The following is a 19,817-nucleotide window of genomic DNA, read 5'->3' as shown; positions in this document are numbered from 1 at the left end:
CGTGATGTCCACCGCCTCCCCGGGGCCTGCTGAACAACCTGCCCGGGGTGGTGGGGACCCATCTTAACCGTAACGTGAACAAGCCCCGGCCCGGCCTCACCTGGTGCCGGTCGACCATTGCGGGGCGGGCGGGTTTGTTCACCGGTATCCCCGGGAGTGTATTCGACCGGCCGGTGGCAGCTGCCACCACCCTGTCGGCCGGATGAGGCACTGCTTGCGGCCGGACAGGGATGGTTCTTTTCCCGGTGTGCCGGTGTGGTCTAGCCCGCGACGGGTTGTCCGCGCCCCGCCCGGTGGGCGGCGGCGACGAAACGTTCGATCGCCGTGCCGGTCGCCGCCGGGTGACAGTGCAGGTAGGAGGCGTGCACCAGGGGTGAGACAAATCCTTCCCTGACCGGTGCCCCGTCCCAGCCCCGCCAGCCCCAGGCGGGTGAAAACCCGTCGGCCACAGGTGATGACAGGCAGGTGTGGTGGAATTCGTGGCCGACGACCCGCTCCCCGGTGCGGTAGAGCACACTGTCTTCCAACGCCACCGCTTCCCGGTAGCCGAGACTCAACCGGGATCCCATCTGCCCGGTGGTGGGAATAACCCCCAGCATCGGATGGCCGTCAAGACACTCCAGAAGCCACAACAGGCCCGCGCATTCACCGTGGACCGGCGCCCCGTCGGCGATGAACTTCCTTATGGCGTGCCGGAGATCATCGCGGGCGGCCAAATCGGCGGCATGTTCTTCCGGGAAGCCGCCGGGAATGATCAGCCCGTCGCAGTCGGGGAAATCATCGTGCAGCGGATCGAAAACCGCCACCGATGCCCCGGCGGCGGTGAGCAGTTCGGTGTGTTCGGCGTAGGCGAAGGTGAAGGCGTCACCGCCGGCAAGCGCAACAGTGCACGGTCCCTGACTTTCGACCTGCGCCGCCGGATCCCAGGCCGGTCCGTCGCAGGTGGTTGCCGCCAGCTGGATGATCCGGTCGATATCGACATGCTGCTCGACCAGATCAGCCATGTGCTGCACAGCTGCCGCCGCCGCATCGCCGTGTTCGGCGGCGGTGACAAGACCCAGGTGCCTGGAGGGCACGGCAATGCTGTCCATCCGCCCGATGGAGCCGACAACCTCAATGCCCGCGGCCTCAATGGATTTTCGGCAGACCGCCTCATGCCGGTCGGTGCCCGCTTTGTTGATGATCACCCCGGCCACCCGGACACCGGCCACAGCGGTGGCAAACCCCCGCACCATCGCCCCGGCAGATTGGCTCATGCCGCGCACATCGACCACCAGAATCACCGGCAGCCCCAGCTGTTTGGCGATCTCGGCGGTCGAACCCGGCGCGCACACCGGATCAGCGCCTTCGGTGATCCGGCCGTCGAACAGTCCCATGACTCCCTCGACCACGGCGATGTCGCAGCCGGCGCAGCCGTGGGCGTAGAGCGGTCCCATGGTGTCTGCGCCGCACATGACAGAATCGAGGTTGCGGCCCGGCCGGCCGGCGGCCATGGTGTGGTAGCCGGGGTCGATGTAGTCGGGTCCGATTTTGAAGGGGGCGACCTCCATACGGCGGGCAAGCGCGGCGATCAGGCCGGTGGCGATGGTGGTTTTGCCTGTCCCGGAGGCCGGTGCGGCGATACAGATGCCGGGGGCGGCTGCTACCACTCGATGCCTTTCTGGCCTTTGCGTCCCTGGTCGAAGGGGTGCTTGATCTTGGTCATCTCGGTGACCAGGTCGCTGACTTCAACAATCGCCGGGTCGGCGTTGCGGCCGGTGATGACCACATGCTGGGTGCCGGGCCGGTGGGCCAGGACGTCGGCGACTTCCCTGGCGTCGATCCAGCCCCATGTGACCGGATAGGTGAATTCGTCGAGCAGGTAGAAGTCGTGTTGCTCGGCCGCCAGGCGGCGTTTGACTTCTTCCCAGCCGGCTGTGGCGGCTGCGGCGTGCTGGTCTTCGGTGCCTTTGCGCCACGACCAGGACCAGCCCTGCCCCATTTTGTGCCATTCCACATCGCCGCCCTGGCCGGTGGTGTCGTGGATTTTTTTCAGGGTGGCGAAGACGTCTTCTTCCCCGGCGTGCCATTTGTCGGATTTGACGAACTGGAAGACACAGATATCCAGTCCGGCGTTCCAGGCCCGCAGGGCCATGCCCATGGCGGCGGTGGTTTTGCCTTTTCCTTCGCCGGTGTGGACGGCGGTGACGGGCAGCTGGCGGCGCTCGCGGGTGGACAGTCCGTCGTCGGGAATGCTGTCGGGGTCAATACGGCCGTGGGCCATGGGGCCTCCAAAGGTGGTGGGTGTGTCCGGTGACAGCTGGTGTGTTCCGGGATGGGTGTGTGAAAAAAAGCAGGTGGGAAGCGGTGGTGGGGGTTGTCGCTTGCTGGTGGGTTCCAGAACAAGTCTACAAAACCGCTGCCGGTGTGCCCTGTGCGGGCGGTTGCCTGCACCGGATCCGGCCCCGGCCGCGGGTTGTTTGTTTTTGTCTTTTTCCGGGTCCTACTCATGCGCGCCACCCCGCCAGGTGGGAGTTTTCCCGGAATCTTCGGGGGTCGTCAACCTGACGGGGTGGTGGTGTGCGGCGGGGTGTTACCGGGCCTGCGTAAGGTGCGGCATCAGCAGCATCCTCAGCGGGCCGAAGTGCAGTGCCCAGTGCACGATGGACAGATAGACTGCGGCCAGTCCGAGGGAGGCGATGATGCCGGTGAGAGCGCCCATGTCGCCGGTTGTCGTCCACTCGGGCAGCCCGTCGGTGCCGCTGGAGTTCACCGACGGGGGTGTGGCCGACCCGGTTTTTGTCTCCGGCTTTTGTGTGCCGGCGCCGTCTCCGGTGTCTTGTTGACCGGTGTTGCTGTCGGTTGGTCCGGTGTTCTCGGCCGGGGCGGCCGCGGTGAAGGAGTAGACATAGACCGCCGAGTCGCCCCCGACGCTCACTTTGACCGGAATGATGACTTCACCCGGTTTAGTCACCGCATAGCGGATCGTTCCGGTGCCCGCCTCAATGGTGACTCCTGCCGGTGCTTTCTCCCCCAGGGTGAACACGGCACCGGCGGGAAGCGGATTGCCGTTGACGGTGACTTTCGGGGTGAACGACAGTGTCTGTCCCGGTACCGCTATCACGGTGTCCCCGTTGTCGCCCACCGGCGGATAGAACACCAGCCCTTTGTCCGGGTTGACGATCACCGGGGCATCGCCCAGTTTCACCGGCTCCACCTGCGGGTCGGGGGCATTATCGCCGGTGGGTTGTTTCACCACGTTGAGCACAATTTTTTCGGTGTCGGTCTCCCGCTGGCCGAGAATCATGTAGCCCCCGTCGACCGCGACGGCGGAATGCTGCGCGGTGTTGTTGAGGTTTTTCATGAACTGCAGTTTGACGGTGTTCTCATCTGCCGGGGGTGTCAGGTCAGCGCTGAACATCCCGGCATGGGCTGTGTTTTCACCGGCGCCGACGACGAAGAAGGAATCCCCGACCGGTTCAATCGACGACAGTGAGGTCCATGCCAGCGGCAGATATGTCAGGTGCTCCCGGCTGAAGGTGCCGTTGGTGTAGGAGTAGACACCGACCCGGCGGGCTTTTTTGTCCTCGGCGGTGTTGGAGTAGTTGGAGGCGAACTGCCCGTTGTAGACCACGACTTTGCCGGAGCCGACCGCGGTGAACCGGTAGCTGTGGGATTTGTCGTAGAACTGGTCCCTCATGGCGTCTACTACCGCGGCTGTGGTGGCTTGGCCGGGGGTGATGTGCACCGGCACGCCGCCGGTTGTGCGGCCGCCCGCATTGACGGTGCGGTCGAACACCGACAACCAGGTGCCATCGCCCAGGCCGCGCAGCGACTGGGTGTTGGGGTAGTAGACATCACCGTAGGTGGCGTCGTAGTACTCGCCTTCGGCGAACGTGCCGTAGAGCTTGTCGCCGGAGGGAAGCGGCACTGTGGTCGCCGCCGATCCGTCGACCGGGTGCTGGGTCAGTGTCCACGACACGGTCTTGGTGCCGTCGTCAGTGGCCGCGCTCCGGCGGATCACGCCGATCATGCCGGTGGTGTTGTCCACCCCGATCGTGACGACTGCTTCGCCGTCACCGAACAGTTCTTCGGCACAGGTGCCGACCGGACCGGCGATTTTTTCGGGTTCACCGATACCGGCGTCGGTGACCGGTGTCTTGTAGACGGTGCACTGGTCATCACCGACGAAATAGAGGGTGTCGGTGGCTGTGGAAAACGCCACCAGGTCTTTTCCGCCCAGCACCGGATAGTCATGCGGCTCGGCGACGATGTCACCGTCGGAGTCAACAATGGCCGCCCAGCCGGTGATGACGGTTCCATCCGCGGTTGGTTCATGGCGGGTACCGGTGATCAGCACTGTGCCGTTGGAACGGTTCCACAGGTTTGTTCCCCCGTGGTACTGCAGATCCTCGTGGAGAACCGGCACCACGGTGTAGCCGGTCTGCTCCCCGAGGCGGAAATCGGTGGCGGGGAAAGAAAACGCGGGGCTGTCGATGACCTGCCCGGGCGAGTAGGCCAGCATCTGTGTCGCCCCGAATTCAGTTAGTGCGGCCCGCAGCCCGGTGACGGTGGCCACCCCGTCGGTGTTGTTGTAGGCGACCGAATCACCGGTGAGGTCGGCGAATTTTTCCTTCACCGGCCCCACCCAGGTGCCTGGCGCCCCGGTGACCATTTTTTCCGGGACGAAGTTGTGGACGGTCACCCACAGGCTGCCGGTCATGGTCTCCGGGTTGAAGACGATTGTCGGATCCATGATCGTCAGATCCATCAGGCAGTCGCCGCGTTTCGGGTTGGCGGCGTCCTCACAGTATTTCTGGAAGTTGACGGTACCGGCGTAGTTGGCGGTGATCACCCCGTCGGCGCCGGTGGACACCGTCTTCAGCGGCCAGTACAACACATCGGAGTCGGTGACGTCGTTGTGTTCGACTTCCAGGCCGGAAAAGGCGTGGCTGACTTTCCCGCCGACATAGCGGACGAAGGATTCTTTGATGGACCATCTCAGAGCCGGGGTGCCCTGGGGATAGTTTTGCTGCTGCCCGGCGCGCGGTATCAAACCGAGCTGCGAGGACTCATCGGCTTGGGCGGCCGGAATCTGGGTGCCGGCAAACATCAGGGAGACGGTGCAGGCCGCGGTGACGGCACGGTGGGCGAGGGAGAAACGTTTGGGTGACACGGTGTGTATGACAGTTCTTTCTTGTTGGGGAAGTAAAACCGCAGGGATCCTGCGGCGGCGGGGACGGGTTGTGGGGTTTAACACCCCGCCCGACAGGTCGTTCGATAGCCTCTCCCGCAGGCGGGTTTTCCCCGGGAAACCCGGGGTCGGTGGTGTGCCGCTGCCTCCCCCTTTAAACAACCGGTCAGGTTAAAAAAAGGGGCGGGAAAAACATCACGGTAAGCCGGGGGGTTGTCATCCCCGTACAGACGTAGGGCGGCGGCGAAGTTTTTTAAAAAAATAGGTGCAGTTGTGTCAGGCGGCCACGCGTCGGCGGTGGTGGGGTTTTTCACGGCTGTTGTGCTGCACCACCGCCTGCGGGCGGCTTCTAGCGGGTGCCCGGGGCGGGCAGTGTCAGGACTGTCGGGGCGATGTACCACAGCCCGGTGACGATCGTGATCAGGGGAAGCAGCAGCCATAGCAGCGGGCTGGTCATCAGCGCCTGCAGCAGGCCGGTGGGCGGGAGCTGTTGCTGTGTGTTTTCTTGGTTCTCTGTGTCGTCTGTGCCGTTATCGGCCGGGGTGGTGGTTGTGCCGCCGGGTTGCTTGTCGGCGGCTTTCACCCCGAAGACCACTGTGGTGCTGACGGTGCGTTGGCCGATAACCACGACCACCGGAATCGACACCGAGCCTTCTGCCACCGGGGTGTAGGTGACCTGTCCGGTGACCGGGTTGATGGTGGCGCCACTCGGGGCGCTATCGCCCAGGGTGAACAGCGCGTTCGGCGGCAGCGGGGAGTTGTCGCTGGAGATAAGCATCGGGGTGACCGAGACCGGTTGCCCGACAGTGCCGGTTCCCTGATCCAGACCACTGACAACAACCCCGTCGGCGGAGCCGTCGGTTGCCGCTTGCATTGTCCAGTTCACTTCCGGCGGTGCCGGGATATCGGAGGACACGGCGAAGGTGACCAGGGTTTCGCCCTTGGTGCCGTCTTCGAACACAACCAGGAAATAGCCGGTGACTGATTGTCCTGCAGCCGATACCGGCGGGGTGTAGGTGACGGTGAAGTCGTCGCCGAGCACCATGCCTTCCGGCAGGGCGCGTTCCGGATCATCGGCCGGGTAGGCCACGATCTCGGTGTCTGCGGGAAGAGCAATCGGATTGAATGTGGCATCCAGGGTCATATCGGCCACAGGTTCCACGGAAGCGGGTTGACCGACAGTGGCAGAAACTGCCGAGGAATCCCCGAAGAACACCGCCAGGCGCTCATTCATCGGTACCGATTCGGGATCGATTTCACTGACCGGGCGGAACACGGTGAACGTGGCTGTGGCCACATCGGTAGAGCCGTCGGAGTAGGTGACAGTCACCGGAATGTAGACGATGGTTGCTCTTTCCCCGTCGGGAACATCGGAGGAATCTTTCGGGGCGAAGGTGATCTGTCCACTACTGGCATCCAGGGTCACATCGTCGCGGTTGGTCACCAGGCTGTAGCCGGTGACAGCCGGGTAGTCATCTTTGTCGACATCCTCGTGGTATTCGGCGTCACCGGTGGCGAACACCACCTGTTTGGTGGCCGATTTCGCGCCCGTGGGGCCCAAATCGATGGTGCCACCGCCGGTGTTTTTGCCGGTGTAGTAGACGAAGTACTTCTCCGCGGTCGGCTGCTGTTGTTTTTCGGTCACTTTCATCGCGGCGACAGCACTGGTCACCGACTTGTCGGGGAAGGTCACCTTGACGTGGGCGAACAGGGTGCTTCCGGCCTGGTCCTCGGAAGGGGTGAAAGTCACTGAACCGTCGGTGGGATTGACGGTCACATTCGGCGGCAGGGCTTTTGTGCTGTCAGCCGGGTAGGCCTCGAAGACGGTACCGGCGGGAATCGCCTCGGTCTCGTATTCACCGGTTGCAATCTTGTCCATTGTCGGCAGGGCTGCCACCGGGGTTCCGGCGGGACCTTCAAGGATTTTCGATTCGGCGTACTGGACCGAATACGTTGTCGCGGTGGTGGAGTTGGCTGTGCTGTCATCACCACGGACAAGGGTGAACAGCACCGCATCAATGCTCTCGGAGCCGTCATCAAAGGTGGCGGTCACTGTCACCGACACCAGTTTTTTGTCCTGGTCGGCGGAGAGTTCTTTGTCGCTAACGGGGCTGAACGTGACCACACCGGTTTTGTCGTCGATTGACACATCCGCGCGGATGTCGGTGCCGGTGAGGCGGTAGCCCGTCACAGTGGGGAATTCGTCTTCCCGCAACGGGTTCACGGTGCCGTCGGCGGCTTTTTTGTCGAAGCCGGGTTTCTTTGTCGCGCTCTCCCCCGGTTTCGCAAACCCACCGGTGCCGTCATCGCTGAAGGTGTAGTGCAGTTCAATGCTGTCGGCTGTGGTGGTCTTTTTCTCTTTCACCGTAAAAGCCGCGATTGCCTTGCCCACCGAGGAGTCGGGGAAGGTGACCTCAACTTCGGCGAATACTGTGCCGGGCTGTTGGTTGGCCGGTGCGGTGTAGGTCAAGGAGCCGTCATCGGCCAATTCCATGCCGGCGGGCAGTTCTTTGCCGGAGCCCGCCGGGAAAGCTGCAAACGTGGTGCCGTTTTCGACCGGGAGAGTTTCATACTCGCTGGTGGCCACCACATCGAGGGTGGGGGCGGCCAGGGTGACGGGAGTGGAGGGGAACGCCTCGGTCACCCCGGCGTAGTTGACCGAGTAGATGATGTTGTCTTTGTCCTCAACCGGCTGTTTTTCACCCCGCAGAAGGGTGAAACCGGTGCTGGTGGAGCTTTCCGAGCCGTCGGCGTAGGTGACGGTGACCGGTACGCTGAAGTACATGAAATCATCGCCGTCAGGAATCGGCTCGTCGGTGGTGGGGGCGAAAGTGATCACACCGCTGTCGCTATCGATCGACAGGTCGCTGCGGGCATCCGGGGTATCCAGCCGGTATCCGGTGATCTCGGGGAAGGACGCGGCCGGCAGGTCGGTGTATTCGCCCGCTTTCATGAAAATCGGCTTCTTGGTGGCGGTGTCACCGGGTTTGGCGGCACCACCTTTGGCGTCGTCGCCAAAGGTGTAGCGGAAACTGTAGAGCGTGTTGGTTGTCGGCTCCTCTTTCTCCGCGGCTTTCACTTTGAAACTCACCGGGGTTTGTTCCGTTGTGGAATCACCGTAGGTGACCTGCACGGTTGCCTCCACAGTGGAATCAGCCTGGGCTTCGACCGGGGTGAGGGTGACAGTGCCGTCAGCATCCACCGTCATGCCGTCGACCTGGCTTGAAAGCGCATAAGTGACGTTTTCCGGTGTGGCCTGGGCGCCGTCGGCGGTGAAGCTGATCTGTGAACTGGCGCTGCCGCCGACAGTGGCTTCCATCCCCTGCACATAGCTGGGGGTGTAGCGCTCGTTGTCTTTTGTATCGGCGGCTACCGCGAAACTCACCGGGGCGGACGCGGAGGAGCCGTCGGCGTAGGTGGCGGTCACCTGTGCGGTGACAGTGGTGCCACTGTGTGCGTCGGTGGCGGTGAAGGTGACCACACCATCATCGGCTACCGCCATACCGTCCACCGGCTCTTTGAGCGCGAAAGTGGTGTTATCCGGTACCGCGGTGGCAGCACCTTCTGCCGTAAAGGTCACCGGAGCTTGCGCGGCGGTGTCTTTCTCTGCGGTCACGTCCTGCGGGTAGCTGAAGCTGTAGACGGTGTTGTCTTTCGGGGTGGCCGTTTCCGGCACCCACTGCAGTTTGACCAGCGCACCGGCAGAGGGCCAGCCGTCGTTGACGGTCAGCACCGCATACAAGTCATTGCCGTCTTTGACCAGGGAATTTCCGGTGGAAGAGTAGTATCTGATCTCCGGGTAGGAATCCAGTTTGCCGGTGCCGACCATATTGAAGGTGCCGGTCTTTTTACCGGTGGTGATGTCGATCACATGGATGTCGCCGGTCTTCCAGTCGAACACATAGGCGTTGTCGCCACGGGTGACCACACCGCCGATACCGCCCACCATGTCAGAGACATCCCCGTTGACGGCGGTGGGCACCAGCTTTCCGTCCATGTACTTGGAGATGTAGAGCAACGGTGCGGCGGAACCCGAGTCGTTGGTGGCCCGGTTGTTGAACATTGCCACGTATCCGCTGGCCGGATTCGAGTACATGGTTTTCACGTAGTTGTTCGGGTTTTCCGCAGGCGCGGTGTAGCCCTTGATTTCGGTGATTTCCGCACCATCGGCGGTGGGCACAATATGCACCGCGCCAACGGCGGTTGTCGGATTCTCTTCGGATTGGCCGTCCTGCAGGCTGTTGCCCCACAGGATGTAGCTTCCATCAGCCATGGCCAGAAGATGGTTGGGGAATCCCGTGCTGCCGCCGCCGAGGGCGTTTTTGTTGACGTCCTCCCGGCCGAACAGGTCCTGGTAGCCGGGGAAATCAACGGTTTTCTTCATTCCGTCTGCGTCAACAATGAGCACATGCCCGTGGCGGGTACCGTCGGCCCATCCGCCGGTGTCGTGGACGTACGTAACCGCCAGCTGACCGGTTGGCTGCAGCGCCAGGCCGGTGATCTGGTAGTTGAAATCACTGTCGGCCGGCGCGGTCAATTCGGCGATGACTGTCTCCTCACCAATGGTGGTGTCACCGATGACACGCTTGCTGATGGTGGTGCCTTCGGTGGTGTAGAGCGTCGAGGTGGCCTTGTCGAAGACCGCCCTGTCGAATTCGGCGACCTTGTCATCGGCGATCTTGGTGGCGGCCAGGTTCTTGTCGAGGAAGAACTCGTCGGTGCTCCAGGAACCAGTGCCGGCGAACAGACCATCGGCGAGAACGCCGAGGGTGTATTTGTCGGAAGGTTCCAGATCCTCGGTATCGGGACTGCGGCTGATCCAGCTCAACTCGGCCGGGGAGGTGTCTTCGGTGACCGGCGACTGGGTGCCGGTATCAGGCGACTGGACCGGGGGCATGGCCAGTTTGATCATCTGGCCGCTGTCCCTCCAGCTGGTTTTTTCAGCCGGGGCAACAACGTAGAGATCATCGCCGTATATGGCCAGCTTGTTGGTGACGGTGGTGTGGTTGGAGTCTTCCGGGATGGTCACCTCATCGGCGGAGTTCAGATCGAAGGTTGCCTCCCGGGTGCCGGTGGCCAGATCGAAGGTGTGGATGAGACTGTCGGAGACTGTGTAGACGTATGCTTTGCCGCCACGGGTGACGATACCGCCGATGTTTTTGCCGTCAAGGTCTGCCACCTCGCCGTTCAAAGCGGTGGGGGTCAGCTCACCGTCGGCGTAGTGCATGACAAACAGGCGGTTCACCCGACCCATGGTGGGATCGGTGGCGTAGTAGTTCCAGAAGGCGACAGAGCCGTCGTCGGTGTTGGTGTAGAAGGAACCGACGCCGTTGCCGGAATTCTCACTGGCCGGCTGAGCAATCTGGTCACCCTGCTGGAAGGCTGAAACTTCCGTGGCTGTGCCAGTGACGGTGATGTGCAGCGGCTGGTTGGCGTCGCGGTTGTCTTCGCCGCGGCCGCTGCCGATGTTGTTGCTGTAAAAGATGAAGCTGCCGTCGGAAAGCGCCTTGAGACGGTTGACCGATCCGCCGTAGTCACCCAGCGCCGCTTTACCGACTTTTTTGCCCGGGTACAGCGTCGCCAGATCCGGGAAGTCGGTGACTGTTTTTTCACCGTCCGCACCAATGACCATTACATGCCCGGTGCGCACGGAATCGCTGATGGTTCCTTCATCGGTGTACCAGGTCACCGCAATGGATCCGTCGGTACCGACCGCCACACCGCTGACATACGGCTCCCCGCCCGGAAGCACTGCCAGTTCAGTTCCCTGTTCGGATAACCCGGAATCCGTGACCGCGTAGCGGTAGACCTTGCCGGACAAGACGGTGACGACACTGCCGCCGCCCGCTTCAGCGGCGACGAAACCGCGGTCGTAGATATTCTCGTCCTTGATTTCGGCGCCAACCAGGTCGTAGCTCCACCGGAACAGCGACGGCGACCAGGATGAACCGCCGGGAAGCAGAATTCCCTGCGGGGTGGTGACCATCACCCGGTTGCCATCGCCCAAATCAGTGGAGGCATCGGAGACTTTGACGAAACTCAGCCCGCCAGTCGAGGTGGTACTGCCGGAAGTGGCCAAGGTGTCGGCCGCGGAAGCGGGAGCCACCACAGCAATGGGGGTCAGCGTCATGGCCAGGGATGCCATCACGGCAATGCCGGTGCGGCGGATACGGCGGGAAGAACTCATGTGTTGTTGTCAGCCTTAAGGTAGGGGTTTTCACGTCCGGCCCCTCCGACTGAGCGTGTGAGAACAGTTGGGGAAACCTTGTGCGTCACACGGTCGGCGAACTGCCGGAAAACAACGTGTGATCTTTTCAAATGAGTATACCTTTAATGAGTCTGAGTTCCTAGCAAACGACCGGGTTTTGTTTGGGTCGCCTTGCCTGTATCTGATATTCCCGCCCCGCACCACCCATCCCACCGGGGCCACACCAGAACAACCACCCTCCCCACCCCGGCAGCGCTGACATTTACCCTGTTAGAGCACTATCTGCCAGAACCCCACCTGCATCCTGAGGGGGATGGGTCAGCCACTTACTTCACCCTCTGCCGAACCGTCCGTGCGCAGCACCGGTTTCCGTTTCCGCATGGGTTCATAAGGGTCGCCACGCTTGTGCATCACACTAAAGCTGTTTTTTATTTGGGGACATCAAATGGGGGTAGCACAAATGCCGAACAGCGATGGCAGCCCGGTGTGATCCAGGCTGCCACCGCCGTCCGGCGGTGGGTGCAGGTGCAGCCGCACGTCGGCTTGCGGCGTTGTCGACGGGGTTGCTAGCGGGGCACCCCCGGCAGTGTGCGGAACAATCCGAATGTGCCTGCCAGCAGAGCCAGCAGGGTCAACAAAGGCAGCAGGACTGTCAGCGGACCGATCTTGGTGACATCCGGACCACCGCCGGTCGTCGACGATCCCAACGAGCTGCCCTGCATCCGTACTCCCCTGTCATCGGAGATCACCGAGCTTCCCTGGACGGAGAACCCGCCGGGCGTGGCAGTGTCCCGCCTGCCGGTGGTGGTGCCATCGGTGTTGTCCGTCGACTGTGTGCCGGCGGGTTTTTTCTCCTCCTGATCGTCTCTTTCCGGGGTGTTTGTGTCACTCTCCGGCGCTTGGGGCGCCTGGGCGTAGACCGTGGCGGTGGTGGTAGCGCGTGTTTGCCCGCCGACCGCCAGGGAGATGGTGAAGCTGTATTTGCCCGGTTGCGCCGGGGTGAAGCTGACAGCACCATTGTGGACATTGATGGTGGCCCCGTCAGGGGCATCATCCAGGCGGAAGGTCGCGCCATCGGGGATCACCGGGGTGCCGCCGACGGTGACCACAGGAGCGAACGTCATCGTCGTTGCGACCACGGCTTTGCCGTCCACTGTGCCCGCGGCCCGGCTGATGTCCGTGGAAAGCTCAAAGGTGTCGCCACTGGTGCCGCCGTCTGTGTCACCGTCGTTGTCTTGTCCGCTGTCCTCGTCTTTGTCCCGGTCTTCCCCACTGTCGCCGGTGGAGTCGTCTTTGACGGTAAATCGTGCGTCACCGGTGTAGATCCTCTCGCTTCCGGGCATGATCGCCCTGACGAGAAGGGAGATGTCGCCGGGGGTTTCCGGGGTGATGGTCAACACACCGGTGTTCCCATCCATCGACACCCCCTGGGGCAGCGTCGGGAACATCGGGGTGAACATCGTGCCCGCCGGGGCAGTGAGCTTTTTCCCGGTGGCCGGATCAATGAATTCCGGTGGGACGGTGAAGGTCTCCCCCACTGTCGCTGTGCCGGTGTAGGTGTAGTGGAAGACATAGTCGTTGCCGGGGACCGCCTCTGTGTCACTGTCTGTGCCGCCGGTACCGGATTCGGAGATGGTGAACACGTAGCCGGACTCCACGTACTGGTTCCTCGACGGAATCACCAGGCGAACCAGCCCTCTGGTCTCCCCGGCGCGGGCGTTGACCCAGGTCAGCTCGCCTGTCTCCCGGTTGATCGTCAGTCCGTCGGGTGCCGGGCCGTAAAGAATGTAGAAAGCATCGGCGGGTTTTTCCGGCTGTTCGGAACTGTCCAGATCCACCAGGTCGACCGCTTGGGTGACAGTCGTTGACGCGGTACCCGTGATTGTGCCGTAGGACGGGATCGGGGCGGCTGCGGGTGTCATGCCCCCGGTCGGATCGGTGGGGGTGGCTTCCGCGACGGTGAAGACGTAACCGGCCTCGGTGTATTTGTTTTCGGAGGGGATCAGCATCCGTACCGTGCCCTGGACCTCACCGGCGGCTTCCGGGGTAAAAGACACTTCCCCGGTTGCGGCATCAATGCTCATGCCTGCCGGTACCGGTGCGTTGAGGCTGAATACGGCATCGTCGGGCTTTGCTTTCGGGCTGAAATCGGTGCCCAGAATCTTTGGGGTTTTCCTGCTCGTCTCACCAACCGTCGCCTGGTTTGACCCGTAACTCAGGGTGTAGTCGAAGCTGAGTGAAGGTTTTGCGGTGTTTTCGGAGTCGTCTTTCGGGGATGCTTTGACGATGAGCAGTGTCTCGTCTTCTTCGGCGCTTTTTGCGGCGGCGACATAGTAGTTGTCGCCGATACGCACCAGCGGTCTGCGGTGGCGCTGGTTGAAGTGGTGGAAGTCCTTGAACGGGGTGGATTCTTCCTTGATTTCCAGGGTGTCCGCGTCCACGAAGGCCAGGGCCCCGTCCTGCGAGCCGACCGCGAGTTCGGTGCCGTCAGCGGTGAAGGTCACCCCGGTGATCTGCAGCAGACCGTCGATCCTGCCGTAAGAACGTGTGGTCAGCCCCCGGTCGGCATAGGTGTAGACACCAATGTCCTGCGGATCCGGGTAGTCGCCTGAATCATTGCCGACGTGGGAGAAAAACACCACATTGTTGCCTTCGGTGATCATTTCCCGGGCCGCCCCCTGGGTGGGGCTTTGCTGGAACTGCTCGCCGGCTTCGATGATGGTGATGGACTTGTCCGACGGATCAAGGCTCAACGGCGGCTGGCTGGGCGATCCCCACCCGTTGGAGGCTTCAGCCCACCACAGGAACGTGCCGTCCGGCATGGCGGACAATGATTCGCCGAATCCGTTGCGGTTGTAGGTTCCCCACGGCGACAGGAAGGTCGAGTCGTCGTCCTCATCACTGACACCCGGATACAATTCGCTGCGCTTGGGCAGTTGCCATACCGACTGCTCTTCCCCGGTGGCCAGGTCGTAGACGAAAAACTGTGCGTTGGCTTTGTTGTCGGTGGTCATCACGCCGAGCTTGCTCGCGTCGGTGGTCACCGCAATACCGCTGACATGGTCCTGTGCGCCACCGGCGGTGGCGAAATTCGAGACACTGCCGGTGGTGGTGTCCACCTTCACGATATTGTTGCCGCCGGTGACCATGTAGATGTCGGTGCCGGCCGCTTCAGCCGAGGTTTCCGGATCAGTGCCCGATTCTTCGGCGGACACCCGTTCCAGGGTCTCACCGTCGGCGGTGAACACACCGTGTTTGGTCACCAGTGTCACGTTGCCGTTGGACAGGGCGAACAGTCTCGCCGATGCCAGATAGGTGGGTTCAACCTGTTTGGTGTCAACCGTTGCCGTCTGCACGTAACCGGCGTCTTCGGCCGCACCAACCGGGACGACCGGACTGATTGCCAGGGTGAGGGCTGTCACTGCCGCGATACCTATTGTCGGGATGCGGCGGGAGTGTTTGTTCATGGAGGGGGTCCTTTAAAAAATTGTTTGTGTATCAGTAACGACTGGTTTGTTGGGTGTCCGGTTCGGCTACCGGTGCCGGAAAAACGGTGCGGGGTCGGCCCCCGGAACACCACCGGCGGCGAAGACCGCCACCAGGGAGCCGAGGATGCCCAGCCCCATGGCTGCGATAAAAGCGATGACGGTCGTCAACACTGCGGTGGTGGTTTTCCCGGCAACCGGTTCATCGGCGGTGTTGTCGTTGTGCGCCGGAGTCTGGGGCCGGGAGGTGCTGTCTGTGGTGGTGGCGTCCGGCGTGGTACCGGTCGTCGGTTGCGGCGTCTCGGTGGTGGGGGTGGATGTCGGTGACGTCGCCGGACCCGGATCCGGGGTGGGATCGCTCCCGGGGGCTTGGCCGGTGGCACTGACCCGGAAGGTGGCTGTCGTCTGGCTGGTGGTTGTGTCCAGCCAGTGGATCGTCACCGGGATTTCGACGGTGGTGCCCAGTGCCGATTCCGGGGCTTTGTAGCTGATCCGCCCGGAACCGAAGTCGACACTCATGCCCTCCGGGATATCGCCTGTGACATCCACGTGGGACAACTGCGGCATGGAGACGAACCGCCCCTTGCGGTAGCCGGGGTTGGATCCGCGAAGCGATGCCCGGGCGGTGATCCCCGGCTTCGCCTGCACGGTTGTCCCCTTGTTGTAGGCCACGGTCCACAATTCGTTGGCCGGACCGGGGTAATCGCCGATGGTGACCGCCGACAGTGATTCATCCACAGTCGACGGCAGCAAAACGGCGTCATCTTCCGGGAAGCTGAACTCCAGCGGGGAGAGCTTTTCGCCCAGTCCCTCACGGGGATGGCCGGCGGTGAGTTTTTTGGTGGTTTCAATCGGCGCCAGCCCCAGGTGGCTGATGGTGGTCACACCGTTGGTGGTGCGGGTGGTTGCCGGGGTGTCGACAACCTTGTTCTCCAGCATGTTGAAGGTGCCGAAGACAAAGCGTTCCGGCCCGTACCAGGTGGGGTTGAAACGGGTCACCCCGTGGAAAATGTAGGTGACCGTCCCCTCCCCGGTGGTGTTGTCCCAGGAGATGACCGGGTCTTTGAGGGTGAAGTCGAGAAGACAGTTTTTGCGGATGCGTTTTCCGTTGATCTCATCGGAGATCGTGCACATCTGCAGTGCTGTGGCGGTTCCCCGGTAATACAGGGTGGTTTTTCCGTCCTTGACCTCTTTGCCGGAAAACGCCCACACCGCATGGCGGTAGGTGTCGTTGAGATAGTCCAGTTGCGCCCCGTCGAACACCATGTTGAAGCCACCGTGATCGGCGTTGACGAAGGTGTTCATGACATTCCAGGACACAGCCGGGGTGCCGACCGGGTAGGCGGTGTTATCGTCCGGGCCGCCGGTGTCGGTGAGACCGAACGTCGGATCGGGGGTTCCCACAGGTTCGGCACTGCTGGCCGGAAGGCCCGCCAGTGACAGGGAAATGGTGGCGGTGACAGCCAGACACAGTCTGGTCAATCGTCGTTGGTTGTGCATGGGGGTGGTTGTCCGTTCATGGGGAAGTGCGTTTGGTGGCTAAAGAAAAGTTCATGGGGATCATCGACCGGCGGGCGGACGAGCGGGCCGGTTACGGCACAAGGGGCGAAAGCGCGGGAAGAGACGGCAATCCGCCCGTAACAGCCGGGAAAAATCCCGCCAGACCTGCCGCGAGAATCCCCATCACGACGGTGAGCAGACTGATCACGGCTACCAGCGCTGCCTGGCCGCTAACCGGTATGCCGCCGGTGCCGTCGGAAACAGTGTGACCGCCACCGGTGTGGGTGTGCGCGCTGTGTCCGTTACCGGTTTCGGTGCCGCCGGGAGTCGTCGGCGCACCGTCACCGGTTCCGCTGGTCGACCCGGTTCCGGGATTCGAATCACTGCTGGAGCCGGTGTCGGTGTCGGTGTCGGTGTTTGTGCCGGTGCCGGAGTCGGTGCCGTCGTCTGTGTCTGTCTGTGTGTCGTCACCGTTGCCGGTACCGGTGTCGGTTGCCGGGGGAAACATCGCTCTGGTGCCGGTGGTGATCAACGAGCCGTCGGCTTTGTTGCCCCCGGTGGTGGCTGCACCGGGGCTGTTGTGGTCACGCAAGCGGTGGACACCGCCGAAGTCGCCTTCAATACCGTCTTTGTTCAGGTTCAGCTGCTCGAGCAGGTACACCTGTCCGTTGCTGATGACCAGGCTGCTGTTGGAATTGGCCTGGGTGCCTTTGGTTCCCTCACCGATACCGACGGTTTGGGTGACCTCATAGGTGGCGGGATCAACCACATTGACCACCCCGGAGGTGGCCCCGACCACCAGCATGCGCCCCTGTGCGTCAAAGCCCGCCCCGGCTATGGCACCGACCGGTCCGCCGGTGGAGTTGGGTTTGCCGTCAACGGTGGAGTTGTCCAGTCCGGACACAGTGTGGACGGTGGAGAACATCCCGTTGCCGTCATAGTGGAGTACAGCGATTTTTCCCAGGTCGCCGTCGTAGCTGTTCCAGATTGCTATGGTGTCACCGCCGTTGCCGTCAGGGGTGACGGACACGCTTTTCAGGGCGTCGTTTTCCGTGCCGAGGGCATCGGTTTCAATCACCGTGGCGGTGACGGGCTGCTCCGGGGTGATGTGTACCGGGGCGGCACCCCTTTTCCCGTCGGCGGTGCCGTCAAGCCGACCGGTGGGATGGTCACGGACATACAGCCAGGTTCCGTCACTTAAAGCCCGCAGGCCCCCGTTGGTGTGGCCGAAGGGCGAACCGTAGGTTTCATCGCTGTAGTAGTCCAGGTAGTCCTCGGCGACTTGGTGCAGGTCCCTGCCCGCGGGAAGATCGACGGTCCGGGCTGCGCCGGTGGCAGGATCGAAAGTGGTGAACCGGGCACCGTAGCGGGCCCCGGCGTCACGTGCCCCCAGCGAGGTGATGCCGATGACTTCCGAAGCCGGGTTGTAGGCGATATCGGTGATGGTGCGGCCGTCGTCAAGGGTGACCACGGTGGTGGGTCTGTCACTGATTTGCACGTCGTTGTCCATGGTCCGGGCAACAACAGTGGTGCCGGTGGCCGTGTAAACAACATCATTGGCGGTATCCAGCGCCGCCGCGAGACGGGCATCAACATCCACATCGACCGGATACCCCATGCGGTCAAAATCCCGCCGGATCACCCGGGCACGGCCCGTTGCCCCAAAGCCGGCGACGTTGCCGACATAGACGACAGAACCGTCACTGCGCGGGAACAGGTCGGCTGATCCGCCCCAAGTGGCGATGCCGGCCATATGCCCGGTGGGGGTGTAGCCGTTGGGTTTGGGTAATTGTTTGTCGCCTTTGTAGGTGAAAAACAGGCTGGCCATCGCCGAACCGACATCAATGAACCCGCCCATGGCCTGGGCCCCGGCGGTATCCAGCAGCGACGGCGCCCCGGAGACGGTCACCAGCCCGTCCTCGAAGGAAGTGGCGGCAGCACCTTCCTCGAATTTCGCGAAAACCACACGCTCAGGACCCATCCAGGTGCCATCGGAGTAGCGTTTGCTCAGCACGGTCACGCTCAACTCGCCGCGCCCGGTGAGCGGATTGAACTTCACCCACGGTTCGCTGAGCGTGATATCCAGTGAACAATTGCCGCGGAATTTCGCGGCCATCTCACCGGTGGCGGCCGGATCGGGGTTCTCCCCCGCCCGGGCAAAATCACAGTAGGACAGCATGGAGACAGTCCCGGTGTAGTGCACCACCACTTCATCCTCGGACTCCCGCACGGTGTCCACCCACGGCCACACGATGGTGGCCGGCGGATCGTCGGGGTCGAGGACTTTGTTCACACCTTGTTCGGCACCGTCGAAAAAATGGGTCGGCCGGTCGCCGAGATACTCGAAAAACCGGTCCCTAAGATTCCACAGCAGGGCCGGCTGGCCGGGTTCGAAGTGCTGTTTTTTGTCCGGCTGCGCCACCAGTCCCAGTGTGTTGTCCACCGAGGCGGTGGCCACCGGGACATGGGCGAGGGGAAGAACAAGGCCGATGGCGGCGGTGACAGCCACCAGGCGGCGGCGGATATGAAGTGACGGGGGCACGGAAAAAATACGGTCTTTCTGCTTGTGATCACCCGGCAGAGACCGGCGGACACGGCCCCTGCGGGCAAGGATGGCGCAAACACCGGGGAAACCCGTGGCCGGGATGCCGGATCTCACCGGGCATCCACCTCGAGCACTAACTTATGTTCGCCTCACTTAACATACCCGATAAACAGGCCCAATGGTCATTTCTTGCGGAAAGAAAGACAAAAACCCGCACGTAAATAACTTCATACATCCCTACAAAGGGACCTTGGGGGTGGTACCTTTCGGAGAAAGCAGAGGAAATGCAGCCCACTGCCCACCCCCGGACCGTCTGCCACCCCGCGGTAGGTGACTATATGGTGTTGATCACCCCGGAGACTGATTCCGCGGAAATCTCCGGCAGGGTGACACACGCCGCCTGCAATTGTTCGGCCAGCTTGCGCGCCAGCCCCAGCCGCACCCGCCGTGACTGCTCGCAGTCGATGACCAGGCAACCGGCCAGTTTCCGCTGGGCGATCACCGCACTGGCCTTGGCCACGCCGGCCATGCCCTGTGTTCCGGTGGCCCGCCCGTCAGTCAATGCCACCAGCAGCGCCCGTCTGGTCGGGTCTTTGCGGTGTTCCCGCTCAATGACCTCATGGGCCAGCATGAGTCCTTCGCCCAAGGGGGTGCGGCCACCGGTGGGGGCACCATCAAGGCGGCGCATCGCCACTTCCGTGGAGCCTGTCGGCGGGAGCACCAATTCGGGTGTGCTGCCCCTGACGGTGATCACCGCCACTTTGTCGCGGCGCTGGTAGGCATCCCGCAGCATCGACATCACCGCCCCGGTCACCGCCTGCAGCCGGTCTTTGCCGGCCATCGACCCGGAGGAATCGACCACGAAAACAATCAGGTTCGATTCCATCCCGCGGCGAAGCGATCCGC

Annotated in this window: 8 protein-coding genes; all 8 read right to left on the bottom strand. The window is 62.6% G+C overall.

Annotated elements, in window-relative coordinates:
• Positions 1-260 precede the first annotated feature (260 nt).
• Entirely contained in the window at positions 261-1,649 is a 1,389-nt protein-coding gene (locus tag JZY06_RS01200; protein WP_207117720.1) for a cobyrinate a,c-diamide synthase, read from the bottom strand.
• On the bottom strand, positions 1,643-2,263 hold the full coding sequence (cobO, locus tag JZY06_RS01195) for a cob(I)yrinic acid a,c-diamide adenosyltransferase (RefSeq protein WP_207117717.1): 621 nt from the start codon (positions 2,261-2,263) through the stop codon (positions 1,643-1,645). The genes JZY06_RS01200 and cobO overlap by 7 nt, the downstream gene beginning before the upstream one ends.
• A gap of 309 nt (positions 2,264-2,572) precedes the next feature.
• Entirely contained in the window at positions 2,573-5,155 is a 2,583-nt protein-coding gene (locus tag JZY06_RS01190) for an HtaA domain-containing protein (protein WP_207117715.1), read from the bottom strand.
• A gap of 367 nt (positions 5,156-5,522) precedes the next feature.
• Entirely contained in the window at positions 5,523-11,360 is a 5,838-nt protein-coding gene (locus JZY06_RS01185; RefSeq protein WP_207117713.1) for a Rib/alpha-like domain-containing protein, read from the bottom strand.
• Between the two features lie 587 nt (positions 11,361-11,947).
• Entirely contained in the window at positions 11,948-14,848 is a 2,901-nt protein-coding gene (locus JZY06_RS01180; RefSeq protein ID WP_207117711.1) for a hypothetical protein, read from the bottom strand.
• A 66-nt stretch (positions 14,849-14,914) separates the two neighbouring features.
• Positions 14,915-16,366, bottom strand: a complete 1,452-nt coding sequence (locus tag JZY06_RS01175) for a Rib/alpha-like domain-containing protein (RefSeq protein WP_207117709.1) — start codon at positions 16,364-16,366, stop codon at positions 14,915-14,917.
• A gap of 91 nt (positions 16,367-16,457) precedes the next feature.
• The gene (locus JZY06_RS01170) at positions 16,458-18,908 is read right to left on the bottom strand and encodes an HtaA domain-containing protein (RefSeq protein ID WP_207117707.1); all 2,451 of its coding nucleotides are present in this window, start codon (positions 18,906-18,908) and stop codon (positions 16,458-16,460) included.
• A gap of 337 nt (positions 18,909-19,245) precedes the next feature.
• Positions 19,246-19,817, bottom strand: a 572-nt coding sequence (locus JZY06_RS01165; protein WP_242516424.1) for a vWA domain-containing protein, incomplete at its 5' end; no start/stop codon positions are given.

Source organism: Corynebacterium mendelii, assembly GCF_017307055.1.
Lineage (GTDB): Bacteria > Actinomycetota > Actinomycetes > Mycobacteriales > Mycobacteriaceae > Corynebacterium > Corynebacterium mendelii.
This window is presented reverse-complemented; position numbering and strand designations above follow the sequence as displayed.